The sequence below is a fragment of the Nonomuraea terrae genome (assembly GCF_044465245.1).
Lineage (GTDB): Bacteria > Actinomycetota > Actinomycetes > Streptosporangiales > Streptosporangiaceae > Nonomuraea > Nonomuraea terrae.
In genome coordinates this window covers 1,177,590-1,198,677 of sequence record NZ_JBITLL010000002.1, presented here as the reverse complement: position 1 = coordinate 1,198,677, position 21,088 = coordinate 1,177,590, and the positions used below count along the sequence as shown (strand labels likewise).

The following is a 21,088-nucleotide window of genomic DNA, read 5'->3' as shown; positions in this document are numbered from 1 at the left end:
GCTCGACCGAGGGGCCCGGAGCGACCCGGGCCCCTTTCCGCGAAAGGAGGCCGCTGTGGCCACCGACCTGGCGCCGCCCGCCACGAAGGCGGCTTCCAAGGACAAGAGGCCGGCCCGGCTGCCGGTCCGCACGGCGCTGCTGCGCTACCGCTGGCTGTATCTGATGCTCATCCCCGGTCTGGTGTACTTCGCGCTGTTCAAGTACCTGCCGATGTACGGCCTGACCATCGCCTTCCAGGATTTCGTGCCGTTCCTGGGCTACTCCGGCAGCCCCTGGGTCGGCTTCAAGCACTTCGAGAACCTCTTCACCGGCCCCGACTTCGGCCGCCTGCTGTTCAACACGCTGTTCCTCGCGCTGCTGACGGCGGTGTTCGTCTTCCCCGCGCCGATCATCGTCGCGCTGCTGCTGAACGAGCTGCGGATCGGCGTCTACAAGCGGTTCGTGCAGTCGCTGATCTACATCCCGCACTTCCTGTCCTGGACGATCGTCTTCTCCCTGACGTACCTGCTGTTCTCGGTGGACTTCGGGCTGGTGGCCGGCTGGATCCACAGCCTGACCGGAGGCGGGGCGAAGGTCGACCACCTGGCGCAGCCGGAGTGGTTCCGGCCGCTGGTGATCCTGCAGCTGCTGTGGAAGACGTCCGGCTGGGGCACGATCATCTATCTCGCCGCACTCGCCGGCGTGGACCGCAACCTGTACGAGGCCGCCCGCATGGACGGCGCCGGACGCCGGCGGCAGTTCTGGCACGTCACGCTGCCCGCCATCCGGCCCACGATCGTGGTGATGGCCATCCTGACCTCGGGGAACCTGCTCGACCAGAGCTTCGAGCAGATCTGGCTGCTGACCAACTCGCTGAACCGCTCGGTCGCGGACGTGTTCGACACCTTCGTCTACTACGTGGGCGTCCAGCAGGGCGGCTACAGCTACGCCACCGCCGTCGGCCTGTTCAAGGGCGTGGCCGGCGTCATCCTGATCTTCGGCTGCAACTGGCTGGCCAAGCGCCTCGGCCAGCGCGGACTGTTCTAAGGGAGCGCCGGGCCTGTGTCCACTCAGACTGCTGAAACCACCGCGAAGGCCTCCCCGGTCAGACACTACAGCTCGCTGGGGAGCAGGGTGTTCGACACCCTGAACGTCATCCTGCTCGGCGGTCTGGCGCTGATCACCGTGCTGCCGCTGTTCTACGTGCTGGCCGGGTCGTTCGCCACCGAGGGCGAGATCTCCGCGCGGCCGTTCTTCCTGTGGCCGGAGAACTTCGTCACCAGCACGTACGCGTTCGTCTTCGCCAACGACACGCTGCTGCGGGCGGTGCTCACCACGATCGTGGTGACGGCCGTCGGCACGGTGCTGCAGGTGACGCTGACGTTCACCATGGCCTACCCGCTGGCCAAGCGGTACCTGCCGGGCCGGACGCTGATGCTGAACCTGGTGATCTTCACGCTGGTGTTCGGCGGCGGCATCGTGCCGACGTATCTGGTGGTGCGCGACCTCGGGCTGCTGGACAGCTACTGGGCGCTGATCCTGCCGCTGGCGATCAACCCGTTCTACCTCATCATCGTGAAGTCGTTCTTCCAGGAGCTGCCGCAGGCGCTGGAGGAGGCGGCGCGGATCGACGGCTGCAACGAGATCGGCGTCTTCTTCAAGATCGTCCTGCCGCTGTCGAAGCCGATCATCGCGACGTTCTCGCTGTTCTACGCGGTGGCCATCTGGAACGACTACATGTCACCGCTGCTGTACATCAACGACAACCAGAAGTGGACCCTGCAGGTGCTGGTGCGCCAGCTCACCAGCCCGGACGCCGCCAACGCCATCGGCTCGCTGGACTCGGTGGCCTTCTTCCCCGCCGAGGGGCTCAAGTTCGCCGTCGTCGTGATCGCGACCCTGCCGATCCTGTGTTTCTACCCGTTCCTGCAGAAGCACTTCTCCAAGGGCGTGCTGATCGGAAGCGTGAAGGAGTGACCGCATGACCGAACTGCGCTGGCTGGACCGGCCGGGAGAGCAGGGGGTGACCTGGGGGGTGCCGTGGCCGCGCGGCGAGGTGCGGCCGGGCACGCCGTTCGCGCTGACCGACGCATCGGGCCGGGACGTGCCGGTGCAGAGCTGGGTGACCGCGACGTGGCCGGACGGCTCGGTCAAGTGGTCGGCGCACGCCGCAGGGGCTGGGCCCGCAGCGGAGTCGTACCGGCTGGAACCGGGACGCGAACCCGCGGCTCCCGGCACGCCCGTCACCGTCGCCCGCGAGGACGGCGTGCTGCGCGTGGACACCGGCGTCGTCACGTGGACGATTGACGGGGCGACCGGCGGGGCGATCGGCGGGGCGATCGGCGGGGCGATCGGCGGGCAGGGGACGCTGGCCCGCTCGATCGCGCGCGGCGGACGCGAGATCGCCAGGGACGTCCGCCTGGTGAGCCTGCGCCAGCGCGAGCCCACCCCCGACGAGGGCGGAACGGTCGCCCGCGAGCAGGCGACCGGCGTCGTGGAGCAGGTCACCGTCGAGCAGGACGGTCCTGTGCGCGCCGTCGTGCGCCTGGAGGGCCGGCACGGCGACTGGCTGCCGTTCAGCGTGCGCCTGTACTTCTACGCCGGCGCCGAGCACGTGCGGATCATGCACACCTTCGTCTGGGACGGCGACCCGCGGCGCGACTTCCTGGCCGGGCTCGGCCTGCGCGCCGACGTCGTCATGCGGGACGAGCCGCACGACCGGCACATCCGGCTGGCCGGCAGCCAGGGCTTCCACACCGAGGCCGTGCGCGGCCTGACGGGCCTGCGCCGCGACCCCGGCGAGAGCGCGCGCCGCGCCCAGGTCGAGGGCAGGGCCGCCGGCGAGCTGCACCCCGAGGTCGCGAGCCGGCTGCACCTGATCCCCGCCTGGAACGACCACACCCTCGACCAGGGCAGCGCTGATGGCTACACGCTGCGCAAACGCACCGGTGAGGGGCACGCCTGGGTGACCGCCCCGTCCGGCACCCGCTCGGCCGGGTACGGCTACGCCGGCGGCGCGAGCGGCGGCCTCGCCTTCGGGCTGCGCGACTTCTGGCGCCTGCACCCTGCCCGCCTCGACGTCAGGAACGCCGCCACCGGCCTGGCCACGGTCACCGTCTGGCTCTGGTCGCCGTCGGCCCCCGCCATGGACGTGCGCTTCTACCACGACGGCCTGGGCCAGGACACCTTCGCCGAGCAACTGGAGGGCCTGGAGATCACGTACGAGGACTACGAGCCCGGCTTCGGCGACGCGCGCGGCGTGGCGCGTACGCACGAGCTGGGCCTGCGCGCCCACGACGGCACGCCCCGCGCGGCCGACCTGGCCGCGCACGCCGCCGCCCTCACCGAGCCCGGCCTGCTGACCTGCGCGCCCGAGCGGGTGCGCGCGACGGGCGTGTTCGGCGTCTGGGGCCTGCCCGACCGCTCCACCCCCGCCCATGCCGAGATCGAGGACCGCCTCGATTTCCTGTTCGACCTCTATGTCCGCGAACGCGAACAACGCCGCTGGTACGGCTTCTGGGACTACGGCGACGTCATGCACACCTACGATCCCGACCGGCACACCTGGCGCTACGACGTCGGCGGCTACGCCTGGGACAACTCCGAGCTCTCGCCCGACCTGTGGCTGTGGCTGCAGTACCTGCGCACCGGCCGGGCCGACGTCTTCCGCTTCGCCGAGGCCATGACCCGCCACACCGGCGAGGTCGACGTCCACCACCTCGGCCGCTGGAAGGGTCTCGGCAGCCGGCACAACGTGCAGCACTGGGGCTGCAGCTGCAAGCAGGTGCGCATCTCCAACGCCGCCTACCGGCGCTTCCTCCACTACCTGACCGCCGACGAGCGCACCGGCGACCTCCTGGACGAGCTGAGCGCGCCCGAGGAGACGTTCCTGGTCGTAGACCCGCTGCGCAAGGTGCGCGAGGACGTCTACACCCCCGACCCGTCGGCCCTGTCGGTCGGCCTCGGCACCGACTGGGGCGCGCTCGCGGCGGCCTGGCTGACCCGCTGGGAGCGGCACGGCGACGAACGGGCCAGGGACCGGCTGCTCGGCACGATGGCCGGGATCGGCGCGCTGCCGCGCGGCTTCCTGACCGGCGAGGCCCGGCTCGACCTGGCGACCGGGCGCTTCGACACCACGCGTGACGCCATCTCCGTCTCGCACCTGTCGGCCCTGTTCGGGCTGCCGGAGATCTGCGCCGAGCTGATCGCGCTCGACCTGGACGTGCCCGGGTTCGAACGGGCCTGGCTCGACTACTGCCGCCTCTACCTGGCCCCGCCGGAGCGGCAGGAGGCCGAGCTGGGCCGGCGGCTGAGCGGGATCTCGCTGGTCCAGGCGCACAGCAGGCTCACCGCGTACGCGGCGGCGCGCAGCGGCGACGCCGAGCTGGCGGCCTGGGCCTGGCGCACGTTCTTCCTCGACGAGGGCGACCAGCTCAACAGCAACCCGTTGCAGCGCGAGCCGGACTGGCGCCTGACCCTGGTCGACGGGCCGCACGTGCCGCACCCCGTGCACGAGGCGCCGTTCGTCGGCACCAACGGCGCCGCGCAGTACGGCCTGGCCGCCATTCACAACCTGGCCCTGATCGGCGGGCACCTGCCGCGACGTTAACCGGAGGTGGAGCCCGACCATCGGCACCTACACTGATCTGTATGCCTACTCCCGATTGACCGGCGTCGCACGCCCAACCCTCGTTTCCTAGCTCGGGAGTGGTTCCGCCATCATGATCATCGCCAGTGACATCGAGTTGCGCGCGGGCGCGCGCCTGCTCATCGAAAAAGCCTCCTTCCGGGTCAACCCCGGTGACAAGATCGGGCTCGTCGGCCGCAACGGCGCCGGCAAGACCACCCTCACGAAGGTGCTCGCGGGCGAGGCCCTGCCCGCGACCGGCACCGTGACCACCAGCGGCAGCATCGGCTACCTGCCGCAGGACCCGCGCACCGGCGACCTGCAGGTGCTGGCCCGCGACCGCATCCTGTCCGCGCGCGGCCTCGACCAGGTCATCAAGGAGCTGCGCGAGGCCGAGCTCGGCATGTCCTCCGCCGATGAGCGCACGCGGGAGCGGGCCGTCAGGAAGTACGGCCGCCTCGAGGACCAGATGCACGTGCTCGGCGGGTACGCCGCCGAGTCGGAGGCCGCCTCCATCGCCTCCAGCCTTGGCCTGCCCGACCGGGTGCTCGGCCAGCCGTTGCAAACGCTTTCCGGCGGTCAGCGGCGCCGCGTGGAATTGGCACGAATTCTTTTCAGCGGAGCGGAAACTCTCCTTCTCGACGAGCCGACAAACCACCTAGATGCGGACTCAATCGGCTGGCTTCGCGATTTTTTGCGAAGTCATCAAGGTGGCTTGGTGATCATCAGCCACGACGTCGAGCTTCTTGAAGCGACGGTCAACAAGGTTCTGCACCTGGACGCCAACCGGTCCGTGATCGACCACTACAACGTCGGCTGGAAGGCGTACCTCGCCCAGCGCGAGACCGACGAGAAGCGCCGCAAGCGCGAGCGGGCCAACGCCGAGAAGCAGGCCGGGGCCCTGCTGGCGCAGGCCGACAAGATGCGCGCCAAGGCGACCAAGGCCAAGGCGGCCCAGGACATGATGCGCAGGGCGCACCGCCTGCTGTCGTCCACGGAGGAGGAGCGCCAGAGCGACAAGGTGGCGCGGCTGCGCTTCCCCGACCCCCAGCCGTGCGGCCGCACGCCGCTGATGGCGCAGGACCTGTCGAAGTCGTACGGGTCCCTGGAGGTCTTCACCGACGTCGACGTGGCCATCGACCGAGGTCACAGGGTCGTCATCCTCGGCCTGAACGGCGCGGGCAAGACCACGCTGCTGCGCATCCTGGGCGGTCTGGAGGAGCCCGACACCGGCGAGGTCAAGCCCGGCCACGGCCTGAAGGTCGGCTACTACGCCCAGGAGCACGAGACGCTCGACGCCGACCGCACCCTGCTGGAGAACATGCGCTCGGCCGGCGGCACGTTCACCGACACCGAGCTGCGCAAGGTGCTGGGCTCGTTCCTGTTCTCCGGGGACGACGTCGACAAGCCCGCCGGGGTGCTCTCCGGTGGTGAGAAGACCCGCCTCGCGCTCGCCATGCTGGTGCTCTCCAGCGCGAATGTCCTGCTTCTCGACGAGCCCACGAACAACCTCGATCCCGTCAGCCGCGAGCAGGTTCTCAATGCTCTGAGGTCGTATTCAGGAGCAATCGTCCTGGTCACACATGACGAGGGTGCCGTTGACGCCCTGTCACCGGATAGGGTGATCTTGCTACCGGACGGAACTGAAGACGCATGGAGCGCCGAATTTTCCGATCTTGTGGCACTTGCCTGATCTTAATTTGAGTGGGTACGGATCTTTTCCCGTGGAGTAGGTAGCCGATCCCGCTGAAATGACTGATCATGGCGGAGTAACGCTGCGGAAGTCCGGCACTACAGGAGGTACTCGTGGCCGAGACACTGAAGAAGGGCACCCGGGTCACCGGGGCCGACCGGGAGAAACTGGCCGGCGATCTGAAGAAGCGCTACGCCGCGGGTGAGAGCATCCGCGCCCTGGCTGCTTCCACCGGTCGGTCCTACGGGTTCATCCACCGCATCCTGAGCGAGTCCGGTGTGACTCTGCGCGGGCGCGGCGGGGCGACCCGAGGCAAGTCCAAGCGCTGACGGCCGCCTCGGAACGTGCGACCGCAGCCGCTCGTCCCCAGTCAGCCGACGTCGCGCCCGAGCCAGAACGATGTTCTGTAGGCTCGGGCGCGACGGTCAGCATTCGGGCGACAGGGAGCGGGCGATGGCGGAAGCGCGGGCGCGGCAGCGTGGGGGGAATGCGGAGGACGTCTCCGCCGAAAGGCCGACGGAGGCAGGGCTCCGCTTCGAGGTGGACGGTGAGATAGCGACGATCACGCTGGACCGGCCGGAAAAGCGCAACGCGCAGACGTTCGCGACATGGTCGGCGCTGGCTCGCATCGGCGAGAACCTGCCGGGGCAGGTGCGCGTCGTCGTCGTGAAAGGTGAGGGACCGTCCTTCTCGGCAGGGATCGACCTGCGGATGTTCACACCCGAGGGGGTGCCCGGACAGGGCTCGTTCAGTTCGGCGGCCACGAACGGCGACACGGACATCGCGCAGAGCGTCAGCAAGGCCCAGGCGGGGTTCCTTTGGCTGCGCCGCCCGGAGATCGTTTCCATCGCCGCAGTGCAGGGGCACGCGATCGGTGCGGGGTTCCAGCTCGCGCTCTCCTGTGATCTGCGGATCGTGGCCGACGACGTCAAGTTCTGCATGAAAGAGCCCGCACTGGGCCTGGTGCCCGACCTGACGGGGACCAAGCCCCTGGTGGAGCTGGTCGGCCTGGCCAAGGCGATCGACATCTGCCTGACCGCCAGGACCGTGTACGCCGACGAGGCCATGCGCATCGGCCTCGCCGAGAACGTGGTCGCCGGGAGCGACCTGGAACAAGCCGTACGAGACAAGGTCGCGGAGCTGCTGTCGACCAACCGCGACGCGGCGATCGCGACCAAGCGACTCCTCCAGGGCGCGCACGGCCGTTCCCTGGAGGAGCAGTGCGCGGCCGAGGGCAGGGAGCAGGCCGCGCGCCTCAAGGCGCTCTTCGGAGGCTGAGCCTGGTCGGGGGCCGTTTCCGGCCTGGTCGCGGTGCCGTTTTCCGGGCCGTTTTCTGGGCCGCTTGCTGGGCCGGTGTGGAGGCTGGTTTGGAGGCCGGTTTCGCGGTGAGCGGACGGGGGAATCTCCGGGCGCACGCCGGGCGCTGTCGTCGCTGAGGCCCCGGCTGCGCGACACCGGGGGAGAAAGAGGGGATCCCCCGCATGGCGATGATGGGAGGGGGCTTCGGCCCCCAGGTGATGGCGTCGCTGCGGCGCGACGAGTCGGTGACCAAGCAGCGGCTGCGTCCCGGCACCGTGCGGCGCATCGCGCGCTACGCCCGCCCCTACTCCCGGCAGATCGCCGCGTTCCTGGTGCTCGTCGTGGCGGGAGCGTTCATCGTGATCGCCAACCCGCTGCTGATGAAGGCGATCATCGACGAGGGCATCCTGCCGCGGCGCACCGGCGTGGTCGTCTGGCTGGCCGTGGCGATCGGTGCGCTGGCGCTGGTCGACGCCGGGCTGACGCTGGTGCAGCGGTGGTTCTCCGCCCGCATCGGCGAGGGCCTGATCTACGACCTGCGCACCGAGGTGTTCGACCACGTGCAGCGCATGCCGGTGGCGTTCTTCATGCGCGCCCAGACCGGCGCGCTGGTCAGCCGGCTCAACACCGACGTGATCGGCGCCCAGCGCGCCCTCACCAGCACGCTGTCGTCCGTCGTGTCCAACGTGGTCAGCCTGGTCCTCGTGCTGGGCGCGATGCTGGTGCTGTCGTGGCAGGTGACGCTCGTCGCGCTCGTGCTGCTGCCGATCTTCGTCGTGCCGGCGAAATACGTCGGCCGCCGCATGTCCGTGCTGACCCGCGAGCAGATGCAGCTCGACGCCGAGATGAGCTCGGTCACCACCGAGCGGTTCAACGTGGCCGGCGCGACGGTCGCCAAGCTCTACGGCCGCCCGGAGGACGACGCCGCGGTGTTCGGCGGCCGGGCCGCCAGGGTGCGCGACGTCGGCGTGACCGTCGCGATGTACGGCACCGTCTTCCGGGTCGCGCTCGGCCTCGTCGCCGCCCTCGCCACCGCCCTGGTGTACGGCATCGGCGGCGTGCTGTCGATCTCCGGCGCCTTCGAGCTCGGCACCCTCGTGGCCCTGGCCGCGCTGCTCATGCGGCTCTACGGGCCGCTGACGTCGCTGTCCAACGTGCACGTCGACGTGATGACCGCGCTGGTGAGCTTCGACCGCGTCTTCGAGATCCTCGACCTCAAGCCCATGGTGGCCGAGAGGCCCGGCGCGGTGCCGGTGCCCGCCGGCCCGGTGACGATCGAGTTCGACGACGTCCACTTCCGCTACCCGGCCGCCGGCGAGGTGTCGCTCGCCTCGCTGGAGTCGGTCGCCAGGCAGGACACCGGGGCGTCCCAGCCCGTGCTCAAGGGCGTGTCGTTCACGGCAGAGCCAGGCCGGCTCATCGCCCTCGTCGGCCACTCCGGCGCGGGCAAGACCACCATCACCTCCCTGGTGTCGCGGCTCTACGACGTCAACGAGGGCGCGGTGCGGATCAACGGGCTCGACGTGCGCGAGGCCACGCTCGGCTCGCTGCGCGACACCGTGGGCGTGGTCATGCAGGACGCTCATCTCTTCCATGACACGATCGCGGCCAACCTCCGCTACGCCAGACCGGAGGCCACCGACGAGGAGATCTGGGAGGCTCTCAGGGCCGCGCAGATAGGTGAGCTGGCCGAGAGCCTGCCCGACGGGCTGGAGACCGTGGTCGGCGAGCGCGGCTACCGGCTGTCCGGCGGCGAGAAGCAGCGCCTGGCGCTGGCCCGGCTGCTGCTGAAGGCGCCGCGGGTGGTCGTGCTCGACGAGGCCACCGCCCACCTCGACTCCGAGTCGGAGGCGGCGGTGCAGGTGGCGCTGAAGACGGCGCTGCAGGGCCGCACGTCGCTCGTCATCGCCCACCGGCTGTCGACGATCAGGGAGGCCGACGAGATCCTCGTCGTCCACGACGGGCGCATCGCCGAGCGCGGCCGGCACGACGAGCTGCTGGCGCGCGGCGGCCTGTACGCCGAGCTCTACCGCACCCAGTTCAAGGACTCCGGTAGCCCAGCCGCTTGAGCTCCTCCCTGGCCACCTTCTCCACCAGCGCCAGGTCCTCGCCCCTGAGCCGGGTGCGCCAGGCGCCCACCTGGGGCACCGCGGCGTCGTACAGCACGGCCTTGGCGACCCTGGTCTCCAGGAACTCGCCCAGCACGGAGACCGTCTGCGGTGGCTTGCGCACGAGGTCCTCGTACCGGACGGTCATGAGCTGCCCGGCGGGCAGGGCGCGGCGCAGCTCGGCGCTCAGGCGTACGGCGCTGCGCCAGCGCAGGGCGCTCTTGCCCGCCGCCGGCATGACCTTCCACCGGTCGAGGTGCTCGTCCTTGTTGACGCCGAGGAAGGCGTTGGGGAACTCGGTCTGCTCGGTCAGCATCGCGGGCCTGAACCACGCCAGGCACGCCGGATCGGCCAGCATGTCGGCCACCACGTCACGTCCGTCGCGGATGAGCTGGACGAAGCGGGCGTCGGGGAAGGCCCGTAACAACACCGGCGCGCTGTAGAGCAGGTCGGGGCTGCCGTCGCCGAAGCGCGTGACCTCGGCCGTGGACACGCACGGCCCGCTGCCCGTGACGCCGCCCGCCTCCTGGCACGCCGGCGCGCACGCGCCGCACGACCCCGGCAGCACATGCCACGACTCGGCGAGCGCGTCGCGCAGCACGCGGACGGCGCCGGAGGTCTGGGCGATGGACGGCTTGCGGGCGAAGGCGTACACCACGTGGGCCACGCACGGGCGGCCCATCGTCATGTGGAAGCCGGGGGAGCGCTTGAGCGCGCGAGCGAGCAGGTCCGTGCCGGAATGCGGAGCTCCGAGCAGGAAGACCGGCCGGCGGACCTTGATGCCGTTGACCACGAGGATGTGGGGCGGAAGTCGCATACGTCAGGTAAGTGTGACACCGTTTGCCAGGTGAACGAGCCAATGCCAGTGTCGGTGCTCACGGGAGCGGGCATCTCCACCGATTCCGGCATCCCCGACTATCGGGGGCCGCAGGGCGTGTGGACGAAGAACCCACAGGCGGCGGTGAACGCGACCATCGACCGCTACCTGGCCGACCCCGAGGTCCGGCGCGCCGCGTGGCAGGCCCGGCTCGGCCATCCCGCCTGGGAGGCCCGCCCGAACGCCGCCCACCGCGCCCTGGTCGACCTGGAGCGCGCGGGCCTGCTGCGGGCCCTCGTCACGCAGAACATCGACGAGCTGCACCAGCGCGCGGGGTCGTCGCCGGAGAAGGTCATCGAGCTGCACGGCACGATGCGCCGCGCCGAGTGCCTGTCGTGCGACCTGGTCACGCCCATGAGCGAGGTGCTGGCCCGGGTGGCCGCCGGCGAGGACGACCCGCCGTGCCCGCGCTGCGGCGGCATCCAGAAGTCCAACACGATCTCGTTCGGGCAGGAGCTCAAGCCCGAGGTGATCGACGCGGCGATCGAGGCCGCCCGCTCGTGCGGGCTGTTCGTCGCGGTCGGCACCTCGCTGACCGTCCACCCCGCCGCCGGGCTCTGCGGTGTGGCGCTCGACGCGGGCGCCGAACTGGTGATCGTCAACGCCGAGCCCACGCCCTACGATCCCTTCGCCGACCGGGTCGTCCGCGAGCCGATCGGCCAGGCCCTGCCCGCGCTCGTCAAGGAGCTGATCGATGCAGCAAGGTGACACCGTCGCCGTCGTCTCACCGTCGGGACCCGCCGACGCCGCGATGCTCAAGCGCGGCGTCGAACGGCTGGAGGGCCTCGGCCACAAGGTCGTGGTGGGCGCGCACGCGCTCGACCGGCAGGAGTTCGGCTACCTCGCGGGCGACGACGCCGCCCGGGCCGCCGACCTGCAGGCCGCCTGGTGCGACCCGTCCGTCTCCGCGGTGTTCTGCGCCCGCGGCGGCTACGGCGCGGGCCGGCTGCTCGGCCTGCTCGACTGGGACGCCATGCGGGCGGCCGGCCCCAAGGTCCTGCTCGGGTCGAGCGACATCACGGCGCTGCACAACGCGTTCGCCGTCGAGCTGGGCGTGCCGACGCTGCACGGGCCGATGGTGGCCTGCGACGCCATCGCCGCCGAGGACGGGCCGGAGCCGCGCACGTGGGAGAGCCTGCGCGCGGCGCTGTCGGGCGAGCCCGTACGGGTGGCCGGCGACCGGGTGCTCGTCCCCGGCCGCGCCGCGGGCGTGCTGAGCGGCGGTAACCTGTCGCTGCTGGCCTCGATGTGCGGCACGCGCTGGCAGCCCTCGTTCGCGGGGAAGCTCGCCTTCCTCGAGGACATCGGGGAGGAGCCGTACCGGATCGACCGGATGCTGACCCAGCTGCTCCACGCGGGCGCGTTCGACGGGGTGCGGGGGATCGCGCTCGGGTCGTGGGTTCAGTGCGGCGACCCGTACGCGGTGCTGGCCGACCGGCTGGGGCCGCTCGGGGTGCCGATCCTGGCCGGGTTGCCGGTGGGGCACGGGTCGCCGCAGATGAGCGTGTGGCTGGGGACGCTTGGTGTTATCGATACCGAATCGTGCTCGCTGACCGGTTCGAACCGCGATGGGGAGCAGGCAAGGTAGAGGGACGAAACCGACAGAAAGGGACACGGCGCGTGAGTTGGTTCAGGCGTGACCGCGAGCCCTCCCGCCGGCCGGTCGAGGACGTCGACCTCGACTCGCTGCTGGCGCTCGTCGCGGAGTCCCTCGGATACTCCTTCGAGTTCGCCCGTGACGGGGCCTCGCTGACGCTGCGGGGGAGGCCGGACGGCGACCTGGTCGTCAAGCTGACCGGGTTGCGGCGCGAGGCCGGGCGCAGGGCCAGGGAAGACTGGCCCATGCTGGTCTCCGAGCACCTGTCGAACGCCCTGGCCACCGCGGCCGACCGCGTCGACGTGTGCGACCTGGGGCAGGCCCGGCCGCTGATGCGCACCCGCGTCGAGGCCGTGGACGAGGTGGCCGACCTGACCCGCGTCGTCGGCCGTCACCTCAACGCCGACCTGGTGGAGCTGCTCACCGTGGGCGGGCGCGTCGTGCGCCCCGAGGAGGCCGGCTGCTGGCCGCTGCCCACCGCGCGGGCGCTCGACCTGGCCGTCGCCAACGTCCGCGCCGAACGACTGCGCACGGAGTCGATCGTGTTGTCGGGCACCGCGGTCACCCGGCTGACCGCCGAGCGGCCGTCGGCCGCCACGCACCTGCGCTGGCTGGACGACTACCTGGCCGTGCCGGACGACGGCTGCCTCGTCGTGCTGCCCGACCCGTACACGCTGCTGCTGCACCCCGTCGACGGCATCGGCGTCGTGCGCGCCATCGAGCGGCTGCGGGTGCACGCCGCGCAGACCGACGGGCTCAGCCCGCAGGTCTACTGGTGGCACGGGGGGCGGCTGGCCCTCATCAAGGCCGAGATCGTCACCCGCGAGGGTCAGACCCGGCTCGTGGTGGCGCCGCCCCCGGAGTTCGCCAGGGTGCTGGCCCGCCTGGCCGTCTAGCTCACGTATGCGCGCAGGTGGACGGCAGTCAGCGAGTCGCCCTCCGCCACCAGCCGCGCCGGAGGCCCGGAGAAGACCACCCGGCCGCCGTCGTGACCGGCCCCCGGGCCGAGGTCGACGATCCAGTCCGCGTGGGCCATGACGGCCTGGTGGTGCTCGATCACGATCACCGTGTTGCCGTCGTCGACCAGCCGGTCGAGCAGGCCGAGGAGCTGGTCGACGTCGGCCAGGTGCAGGCCCGTCGTGGGCTCGTCCAGCACGTACGTGGTGCCGTTCTTCGCCATGTTGATGGCGAGCTTGAGCCGCTGCCGCTCGCCGCCGGACAGCGTGGTCAGCGGCTGGCCGAGGCCGATGTAGCCGAGGCCGACGGCGACGAGGCGGTCGAGGATCACCCCGGCCTGGCCGGTGGGGAAGAACGCGCGCGCCTCGGCCACCGGCATCTCCAGCACCTCGCTGATGTTCTTGCCGCGCAGCCGGTACGTCAGCACCTGAGGGGTGAACCGCTTGCCCTCGCAGTCCTCGCACACCGAGGCCACCCCGGCCATCATCGCCAGGTCGGTGTAGATCAGGCCGATGCCCTTGCACGCCGGGCAGGCGCCCTCGGAGTTGGCGCTGAACAGGCCCGGCTTGACCCCGTTGGCCTTGGCGAACGCCGCCCGGATCGGGTCGAGCACGCCGGTGTAGGTGGCCGGGTTGCTCCGGCGCGAACCCCGGATCGGCGACTGGTCGGCCACCACCACGCCCTCGCGGCCCGCGACGTGGCCGTGGATGAGTGAGCTCTTGCCCGACCCGGCGACGCCGGTCACCACGGTGAGCACGCCGAGCGGCAGGTCGACGCTCACGTCGCGCAGGTTGTGCAGGGTGGCGTTCGTGATCGGCAGCCATCCGGAGGGCTGCCGGACGCTCTCGCGCAGGCTCACCCGGTGGTCGAGGTAGCGGCCGGTGAGGGTGCCGGACGCGGGCAGGCCCGCCAGGTCGCCCTCGTAGCAGACCTGGCCGCCGGCCGTGCCCGCGCCCGGGCCGAGGTCGACCACGTGGTCGGCGATGGCGATCAGCTCCGGCTTGTGCTCGACCACCAGCACCGTGTTGCCCTTGTCGCGCAGCTGCAGCAGCAGGGTGTTCATCCGCTGGATGTCGTGCGGGTGCAGCCCGGCGGTGGGCTCGTCGAAGACGTACGTGACGTCGGTGAGGCTGGAGTTGAGGTGGCGCACCATCTTCACCCGCTGCGCCTCGCCGCCCGACAGCGTGGACGACTCGCGGTCGAGGCTGAGGTAGCCCAGGCCGATGCCCACCAGGGAGTCGAGCGTCGACAGCAGCCCGTCGAGCACCGGGCCGACCGCCGCCTCGCCGATGCCGCGGACGAACTCGGCCAGGTCGTTGATCTGCATCGCCGAGCACTGGGTGATGTCGAGCCCGTTGATCCGGGCCGAGCGGGCGGCCTCGTTGAGCCGGGAGCCGCCGCATGACGGGCACACCGCGAGCCTGATCGCCCGCTCGGCGAACGCGCGCGCGGACGGCTGCATCGAGTCGCGGTCCTTGCCCAGGTAGGACTTCTTGACCTTGAGGACCAGGCCCTCGTAGGTGAAGTTGTTGGTGCCGTACCTGAGCTTGGTGGCGGGCTTGTGGAGCAGGTCGTCCCACTGCTGGGGAGTGAACTCCGTCAGCTTGACCGCGGGGTCGAACAGGCCCGAGCCGGCCACCACCTGCCACTGCCAGCTGCCGACGGCGAACCCGGGCACCTTGATGGCCCCCTCGTCGAGTGACAGCTCCCGGTCGACCAGCTCGTCGACGTCGATCTCGGACGCCTTGCCGAGGCCCTCGCACTCCGGGCACATGCCCTCGGCCCGGTTGAAGCTGAAGGCGTAGGCGGGACCGACGTAGGGGGCGCCGATGCGGCTGAAGACGATGCGCAGCATGGTGTGGGCGTCGGTCGCGGTGCCGACCGTGGAGCGCGGGTTGGCGCCCATGCGCTCCTGGTCGACGATGATCGCCGCGCTCAGGTTGTGCAGCGCGTCGACGTCGGGCCGGCCCAGGCTCGGCATGAACGACTGGATGAACGCGGTGTAGGTCTCGTCGATCAGCCGCCGCGACTCGGCGGCGATCGTGTCGAACACGAGCGAGGACTTGCCGGAGCCGGAGACCCCGGTGAAGACCGTGAGGCGGCGCTTGGGGATGTCGAGGGAGACGCCCTTGAGGTTGTTCTCCCTGGCGCCGCGGACCTGGATGCGGTCGTGGCTGTCAGCGGCGGTGTAGTCGTGGGATCGCACGGGACCTTCCATCGTCTGCCGACGGTTGATGGGGAATGAACCGGACAGCGTACATGGGCGGACCGACAATGCGTGCGGGCCCGCCAACGTCCCGTGAAATCACGACGAACGCCCGGCGACCCCGCCGTCCTGGGCTCTTTCCGGCGGATACCGTGTCAGCACTGGTTGTGCCGGTCGGTTGTCGGAGTTCGTTCGAGTGCGTGGAAATGATCGGGGGACGCGCGTGCGCGCCGTCTACGCCAAGGGGAGGCTCGTCTCGCTGGAGATCGACCCGGGGCTGCTGCGCGAGCCGCCCGGCCGGGTCGCGGCCGGCGTCGCCGAGGCCGTCGACGCCGCCTTCCGCCAGGCCAGGGCCGACGGCGGCGACCCGGGGCTGGTGGAACCGCTGGCGCTGGCGCGGGAGCTGCGTGCCGTGCAGGCCGGGCTCGACGCGCGGATGGCGCGGGTGACGGCCACGATCGAGGCCAGCGTGCGCGCCGGCGGCGGCGTGCCCGCGCTCGACTTCGGCGAGCTGTTCGGGCCGCTCATCGACGTGCTGGAGACCATCGGCCGGGTGCCGGACGACGACGTGCGCGGCGCGTCCTGCGGCCCGGTGAGCGCCGTGTGCGCGCCGGGGCCGCGGCTGGTGTCGCTGAGCGTGCCGGCGCGGGTCCTGCACGGCGGGGCCGGACAGGTGGGCGCGCGCGTGGTGAGCGCCGTCAACGCGGCCCTGGAGGACCTGGAGGCCGGGCTGCGGCGGCGGCGCGAGGAGGCCGGTGCGGGGCCGGAGCGGATCACGGCCCGGGTGGAGGAGCTGCGCGAGCTGGGGGTGGCCCGGATGCGGGCGTACGTACGGGGCATGGCCGGTTTGATGGCCGGGATCCGGGCCTGACGGCGTTCACGCCTCCGACAGGCCGGGTGCCGTCCGGGTGAGGGTGAGGATGGCGATGTCGTCGCGCGGGACGCTGCCGGTGAAGGCGCGCAGGTCCGCGGCGAGCGTCTGCGCCAGCGGGCCGGGTGGCGGGGCGGCGGCCCAGTCGCGCAGCCGTTCCTCCAGCGGGTAGAACGCGCCGCCGGGGTCGCGGGCCTCGGTCACGCCGTCGGTGCACAGCACCAGCGTCGCGCCCGGCGGGAACGCGAACCGCACCCCGCATCGCGGCGTGTCGGTGAGCGACGCGAGGCCGAGCGGCACGGCGGGCTCGCCGAGGTTCACCTGCAGGGCGTGACCGTCGGCGATGACGTACGGGGCGATGTGCCCGCAGTTGACCGCCTCGACCAGGACTCCGGTGCCGAAGTCGAGCACGAGCGCGGTGACCAGGCGCTCGGGCTCGCCGGTCTGGGCGGCGAAGGTGTTCTGCCGGACCACGGTGTTCTCCAGGGACGACACGAGGCCGGTGAGGGTGTCCTCCCGGTAGGCCGCCTCGCGGAACGATCCGAGAACGGCGAGCGCGGTCCCGATCGCCGGGATGCCCTTGCCCTGGACGTCGGCGATGAGCACGCGGGTGCCGAGCCGGGAGACGGCGACCTCGTACATGTCGCCGCCGACCATCGCGTCCTCCTCGACCGGCTGGTAGACGCCGTTCACCACGATGTCGGCGGTGCGCAGGGGCAGCGGCCGGACGACGAGCCGCTGCAGCGCGGCCGCCGCCGAGCGCAGCCGGTGGACCTCCTCCTCGCGGCGCACGCGGTAGCGGCAGCCGATGACGCTCAGCGCCCCGAACACCGCCGTGCACGCCGTCGCCAGCAGGTTGTCGTCGAGGGCGGCGCCGGTGAATCCGACGATCCCGCTCTCCGCCAGCACCACCCATGCCGAGGCGATGATCGTCTGGCGTACCGTGCCGAGGCCGGAGACGATGGCGGGCAGGAAGATCAGCAGCGGGAACAGTCGCACGACCGGGCCCGTGGTGAGGTCGAGCGTCAGCACCGCCGCCGTGATGAGGACCGACCCCACCACGAACGCCGGCGCCGACAGGCGCGGCCCCGCGCGTGTGCCGTCTTCCTTCACCGGTCCCGGTCACCCCCCATGTCGCCCTGGTACCAGGCCCATTGTCCTTCCCAGGTGTGCGGCGCGCTCCATTGACCCCCCTCTCCCGTTCTCGGGGTGCGATGAAGAACGCCGGCCGGTGCGTTATCGGGCGCGGTTCATGGGGCACCGAAAAATGTGCGGAGGTGTGCTGCGGGTGCGTTTTCCGGACCGCTTGGCGGGGCATGGCGGCGCGGTTTCGTTTTGGGTGCCCGCTCACGCTCGGGTGGTCGTGGGCCAGCGGGGATGACTGTCTGTAGCGGAATGATAGGCACAGTGGCTACGTAAAGTAAACAACCCCATCCCTTATGGCGAGATATATAGGGGTTGGTCGTTGATTGCCCGCCGGGGCGGCGGCGGATTATCGACTGATGCTTTCTTTTCATTGGGGAATGCATTGACAGAAAAAGATGATCTTGTAAATATCGGAGTTCAGAAACGCTGCGCACAATCCATGCCAGGAAAGGGAGCGGCCCATATGGACATCGAACGCGCGGGATCCGGAGAGGGCGACCGCGTGGGGGAGGGGCACTGGACCCTGCTGCCGGCCGTGGTCGTGCGGAGCGCCGCCTTTCCCTGGGAGTCGGTCCTGTCCCTCGCCTACACCCGGGCCGCGCGGGCCGCCGAGTCCGTCGTCCACCTGGAACGCCAGGCCCTCCACCTCCTCGCCACCCCGCCGCTCCCTGACCCCCGCCCCGACACCCCTCCCACGGCACCCGCCGGCGGCTCCCGGCCCGGCGCGGAGACACCTGACGCCACCGCGCCCCGTCCTGGCGAGGATGCTCCCGACGCCGTCATGCCCGGCGTGACCTCGCGTCCAGGAGCGGATGCGCCTCCTGGCGCCGTGCCCGGTGGGATTTCCCGTCCCGGTGTGCACGTGCCTCCGGGCGGCGGGGCGGGCGGGGACCCCCCTCCCGTGCCTCAAGGCGGTGGCGCTCTTTCCGGGGGCGGGTGGGACGCGGACGTGCGCGCCGCTGCCGCCGCGGCACCCGTCGGGGCGAGAGGCGGGCGGTTGCTTCGCGCCGTTCGCGGCCGGCTGCGTGACCTGCGTCCGCTGCCGCCCGATACGCCGGGATCCGGCGATTGGCTGGCCGACTGGAACCGGGTGACGCACCTGCTGGAGGAGGCACGCGTCACGCTGGCCGGCGCGGTCGGCGAGGACGCGGCGGCCGTACGGGCCGCGGTGGCGGCGATGGTGGCCGACGAGCGGTTGCTCGACGCGCTCGTGTGCTCCTCGCCCGGCCTCTACCGCGAGCTGCGTCACGGGGCCAAGGGCGGCACGATACGCAGGCAGCTCGCCTCGCGCGTGCAGCGGCTGGCGGCGGCGCCCGGGACGGCGAACTGCTTCGGGCCGGTCGGTTATGCGGCCGTGGTGCCCGGCGCGGTCCTCGGTCACGTCTGGGACGGGCCGTACGCGTGCCCGCGGCGGGTGGCGTTCCCGGCGGCGCGCGTGGTCGAGGCGATGCAGCAGCGCGTCCTGGCCGATCCGGTGCTGGTGTCCGGGCTTGTGCCGCGGCGCAAGACGTGGGCGGGGGAGGTGCCCGACGGCGCCGCGTTCGTGGCTTGTTGCGACGGGCGCCGCACGGTGGCCGAGATCGCCGCCGAGACGGGGATCGGCCTGGAACGGGCCGCGGCGGCGCTGGCCGTGGCCGTACGCCGGGGGCTGCTCGTCCACGACCTGTGCCCGCCCGCCACCGTCTGCGACCCCCTCGGCTGGCTACGCGACCGCTTGGCCGCCCGCGCCCTGCCACCTCATCCCCGGCAGGAGATCGGCGCCGCGGCGGCGACGGATACCGCCGGTCCGGATGACGGCCGGCTCGCGGGGGCGGCGGGCTGTGACGCGGCTGTTGTGGAGGTCTCAGGTCAGCCCGGTGAACGTGAGGTGGCCGATACCTCACGCCCGGATGGTGGCCGGCTCGGAGAGGCCGGCGGCTGTGTGGGCGATGCGGCGGAGGTGTCCGGCCAGGCCCGCGCTGGGGCTCGCGACCGCGGAACGGCGGGACTGTCCGGAGGATTCGGCGGGGTGGAGGGAGGGGCGGGCCCAGGCGGTCCGGGGATCGCCGACGCCCCGGAGTTCGGGGTGCAGGAGGCAGGGAGGGATGAGGCCGGTCGGGCGTGGGAGGCTCCGGAGCTCGTCTCCGGAGCGGTTGAGGTGCCGGCGCAGCGCAGGCCGGTGGCCGCGGTGCGCACCGCCGCCGAGCCGTCGGTCGGGCGGCGTGTGAGTGAGATCTCCGAGCTGCTTGAGCAATACCCGGGCGCCTCGCCCGACGTGAAGCTGGCCGTGCAGCGGCGGGTCGAGGCACTGACGGGTGGCGGGCCGGGCGACGGCCGTGTCGTCGTCCACGAGGCCGCGGCCGGCACCTTGCGGGTCACGGCGGGCGGCGCGCTGGCGGCCGACCTGCGCGACCGCGTGCCGCGCGTGCTCGACCTGCTCGCCGGCGAGGCGGACCTGACCAGGCGGCTGACCAACCGGCTGGTCGCCGGGCGGCTCGGCCCCGGCACGTTCGCGCTGGCGGAGGCGCAGCGGACGACCGCCGGACTCGACGTCGAACACGGCGGACGCCTGACCGGCCGCCTCGCCTGCCTCATCCGGGACGCGCCGGACGGCGAGGCCGTGCTCGACCTCGCCGCGCTGCTGGACGACCCCGATCCGCCGGCCGCGCCCGTGCTCTGCTCGGCAGACCTGCTGGTGGCCGCGTCCTCGCTGGAGGCGTACGAAGCGGGTGTGACCCCGCTCGTCCTCGGCGGGCTCCACGACACGGTGCTGCTCACGCCGTGGTCGCTGCAGTTCCACGAGGAGGCCGCCGAGTGCCTCGCCGAGCGGGACGCGGCGGTCAGGCGGGCGCTGTCCGGGTTCACCGTGCTGAACGTCGTCCCGCACCGCTCAGAGGGCGCGCCGCCGCCGCAACTCCCCGGCCCCGTGCTGGAGCTCGGCGGGGTGGCGGCCGACCCGCGCCGCAGGATCGGCCTCGACGAGCTGTACGTGCACAGCGACGGCCGGCGGGCCGTCCTGAACGCCAAGGGGGTGGAGGAGCCGCTGCTGTTCCACAACGGCGAGCACGTCACGGCGCTCCACACGGCGCTGGCCCTGCCCATGATCCGGCTGCCGCGCCTTCCCGACCTTCCGCACGTGCCCCGTCTGACCTGGGGGAACATCGTCATCTCGCGGCGCCGGTGGCGCCTTGGCCGAGCGTCGTTCGAGGGGCTCGGGCAGGCGGCGGGCGACGTCGAGCTGCTGGTGGCGATGGCGCGGCTGCGCGAGTCCCATGGCCTGCCGGTGACGTTCTTCGCCGCGTCGCCACGTAGGCGCAGGCCCTTCTACGTGGACACGCGCTCGCCCGCGCTCGTCGAAGCGCTCGGGCGCCTGGCGGCGACGGCGGAGCGGCTCACGCTGACGGAGGTGTCGCCGGGGCCGGAGGAGTGCTGGCTGCGGGACGGCGAGCAGCGGTTCGCGGCCGAACTCCGCTGCGTCTACCTCCGGTCCGCGGCCGGCGCACACGCCGAGACCCGTCCCGCCATCCCGTCGACTCCACCCCACCCGTCGGCCCCGCCACCGCGTCGGGTTCCTTGACGACCTCGAACGCGTCGGCGGGACCGGGCTCCCGTCCGAAGGGCACGACGGGTGTGAGGAGAGCTGCGTCCGCGGGGCATCCGTACCCGTATCCGCGGCCTGGCGAGCGCGGTTGACCGCGCGGCGTAGGCGGGGGCGCGGGTGAGGCACCATGGGAACGTGAGACCGAGC

General features: G+C 71.8%; 15 protein-coding genes. 12 read left to right on the top strand and 3 right to left on the bottom strand.

Features of this window, described 5'->3' with window-relative positions; all coding sequences use genetic code 11:
* Positions 1-55: 55 nt before the first annotated feature.
* The 7 genes from ACIBP6_RS11970 (at position 56) to ACIBP6_RS11940 (ending at position 9,668) form a co-directional block, all read left to right on the top strand.
* Positions 56-1,027 (top strand): ABC transporter permease, encoded by a 972-nt coding sequence (locus ACIBP6_RS11970; protein ID WP_397051313.1) that lies wholly within the window; start codon positions 56-58, stop codon positions 1,025-1,027.
* A gap of 87 nt (positions 1,028-1,114) precedes the next feature.
* Positions 1,115-1,957 (top strand): carbohydrate ABC transporter permease, encoded by an 843-nt coding sequence (locus ACIBP6_RS11965; RefSeq protein WP_397051311.1) that lies wholly within the window; start codon positions 1,115-1,117, stop codon positions 1,955-1,957.
* 4 nt (positions 1,958-1,961) lie between these two features.
* Positions 1,962-4,589 (top strand): exo-rhamnogalacturonan lyase family protein, encoded by a 2,628-nt coding sequence (locus ACIBP6_RS11960; RefSeq protein ID WP_397051309.1) that lies wholly within the window; start codon positions 1,962-1,964, stop codon positions 4,587-4,589.
* A 112-nt stretch (positions 4,590-4,701) separates the two neighbouring features.
* A complete protein-coding gene (locus ACIBP6_RS11955) occupies positions 4,702-6,300 on the top strand; it encodes an ABC-F family ATP-binding cassette domain-containing protein (RefSeq protein ID WP_397051307.1) in 1,599 nt (532 codons plus the stop codon).
* A 113-nt stretch (positions 6,301-6,413) separates the two neighbouring features.
* Positions 6,414-6,629, top strand: a complete 216-nt coding sequence (locus ACIBP6_RS11950) for a helix-turn-helix domain-containing protein (RefSeq protein ID WP_020547488.1) — start codon at positions 6,414-6,416, stop codon at positions 6,627-6,629.
* Positions 6,630-6,753: 124 nt separating this feature from the next.
* Positions 6,754-7,578, top strand: coding sequence for an enoyl-CoA hydratase/isomerase family protein (locus ACIBP6_RS11945; protein ID WP_397051305.1), 825 nt, complete (start codon positions 6,754-6,756; stop codon positions 7,576-7,578).
* Positions 7,579-7,781: 203 nt separating this feature from the next.
* The gene (locus ACIBP6_RS11940; protein ID WP_397051303.1) at positions 7,782-9,668 is read left to right on the top strand and encodes an ABC transporter ATP-binding protein; all 1,887 of its coding nucleotides are present in this window, start codon (positions 7,782-7,784) and stop codon (positions 9,666-9,668) included.
* On the opposite strand, the gene ACIBP6_RS11935 is transcribed toward ACIBP6_RS11940, so the two are convergent.
* Positions 9,640-10,524: a sulfotransferase family protein gene (locus ACIBP6_RS11935; protein WP_397051301.1), complete on the bottom strand. Its 885-nt coding sequence runs from the start codon at positions 10,522-10,524 to the stop codon at positions 9,640-9,642. The genes ACIBP6_RS11940 and ACIBP6_RS11935 overlap by 29 nt on opposite strands.
* A gap of 42 nt (positions 10,525-10,566) precedes the next feature.
* Between ACIBP6_RS11935 and ACIBP6_RS11930 the strand changes: the two genes are divergently transcribed.
* From ACIBP6_RS11930 to ACIBP6_RS11920, 3 genes are read left to right on the top strand one after another with little or no spacing between them, the layout of a single operon-like run.
* The gene (locus ACIBP6_RS11930) at positions 10,567-11,292 is read left to right on the top strand and encodes an SIR2 family NAD-dependent protein deacylase (RefSeq protein ID WP_397051521.1); all 726 of its coding nucleotides are present in this window, start codon (positions 10,567-10,569) and stop codon (positions 11,290-11,292) included.
* Positions 11,279-12,172 (top strand): LD-carboxypeptidase, encoded by an 894-nt coding sequence (locus ACIBP6_RS11925; RefSeq protein WP_397051300.1) that lies wholly within the window; start codon positions 11,279-11,281, stop codon positions 12,170-12,172. The genes ACIBP6_RS11930 and ACIBP6_RS11925 overlap by 14 nt, the downstream gene beginning before the upstream one ends.
* A 32-nt stretch (positions 12,173-12,204) precedes the next feature.
* The gene (locus ACIBP6_RS11920; RefSeq protein ID WP_397051298.1) at positions 12,205-13,077 is read left to right on the top strand and encodes a hypothetical protein; all 873 of its coding nucleotides are present in this window, start codon (positions 12,205-12,207) and stop codon (positions 13,075-13,077) included.
* On the opposite strand, the gene ACIBP6_RS11915 is transcribed toward ACIBP6_RS11920, so the two are convergent.
* Positions 13,074-15,356 carry an ATP-binding cassette domain-containing protein gene (locus ACIBP6_RS11915; protein ID WP_397051297.1) on the bottom strand — a complete coding sequence of 761 codons (2,283 nt, stop codon included), beginning with the start codon at positions 15,354-15,356 and terminating at the stop codon, positions 13,074-13,076. The two genes, ACIBP6_RS11920 and ACIBP6_RS11915, sit on opposite strands and share 4 nt — an antisense overlap.
* A 211-nt stretch (positions 15,357-15,567) precedes the next feature.
* Between ACIBP6_RS11915 and ACIBP6_RS11910 the strand changes: the two genes are divergently transcribed.
* Positions 15,568-16,215, top strand: a complete 648-nt coding sequence (locus tag ACIBP6_RS11910) for a hypothetical protein (RefSeq protein WP_397051295.1) — start codon at positions 15,568-15,570, stop codon at positions 16,213-16,215.
* 6 nt (positions 16,216-16,221) lie between these two features.
* Here ACIBP6_RS11910 and ACIBP6_RS11905 read toward each other — a convergent pair whose 3' ends face one another.
* On the bottom strand, positions 16,222-17,328 hold the full coding sequence (locus ACIBP6_RS11905; RefSeq protein WP_397051293.1) for a PP2C family protein-serine/threonine phosphatase: 1,107 nt from the start codon (positions 17,326-17,328) through the stop codon (positions 16,222-16,224).
* Between the two features lie 496 nt (positions 17,329-17,824).
* On the opposite strand from ACIBP6_RS11905, the gene ACIBP6_RS11900 reads away from it, so the two are divergent.
* On the top strand, positions 17,825-20,917 hold the full coding sequence (locus ACIBP6_RS11900; RefSeq protein WP_397051291.1) for a lantibiotic dehydratase: 3,093 nt from the start codon (positions 17,825-17,827) through the stop codon (positions 20,915-20,917).
* Positions 20,918-21,088 lie beyond the last annotated feature (171 nt).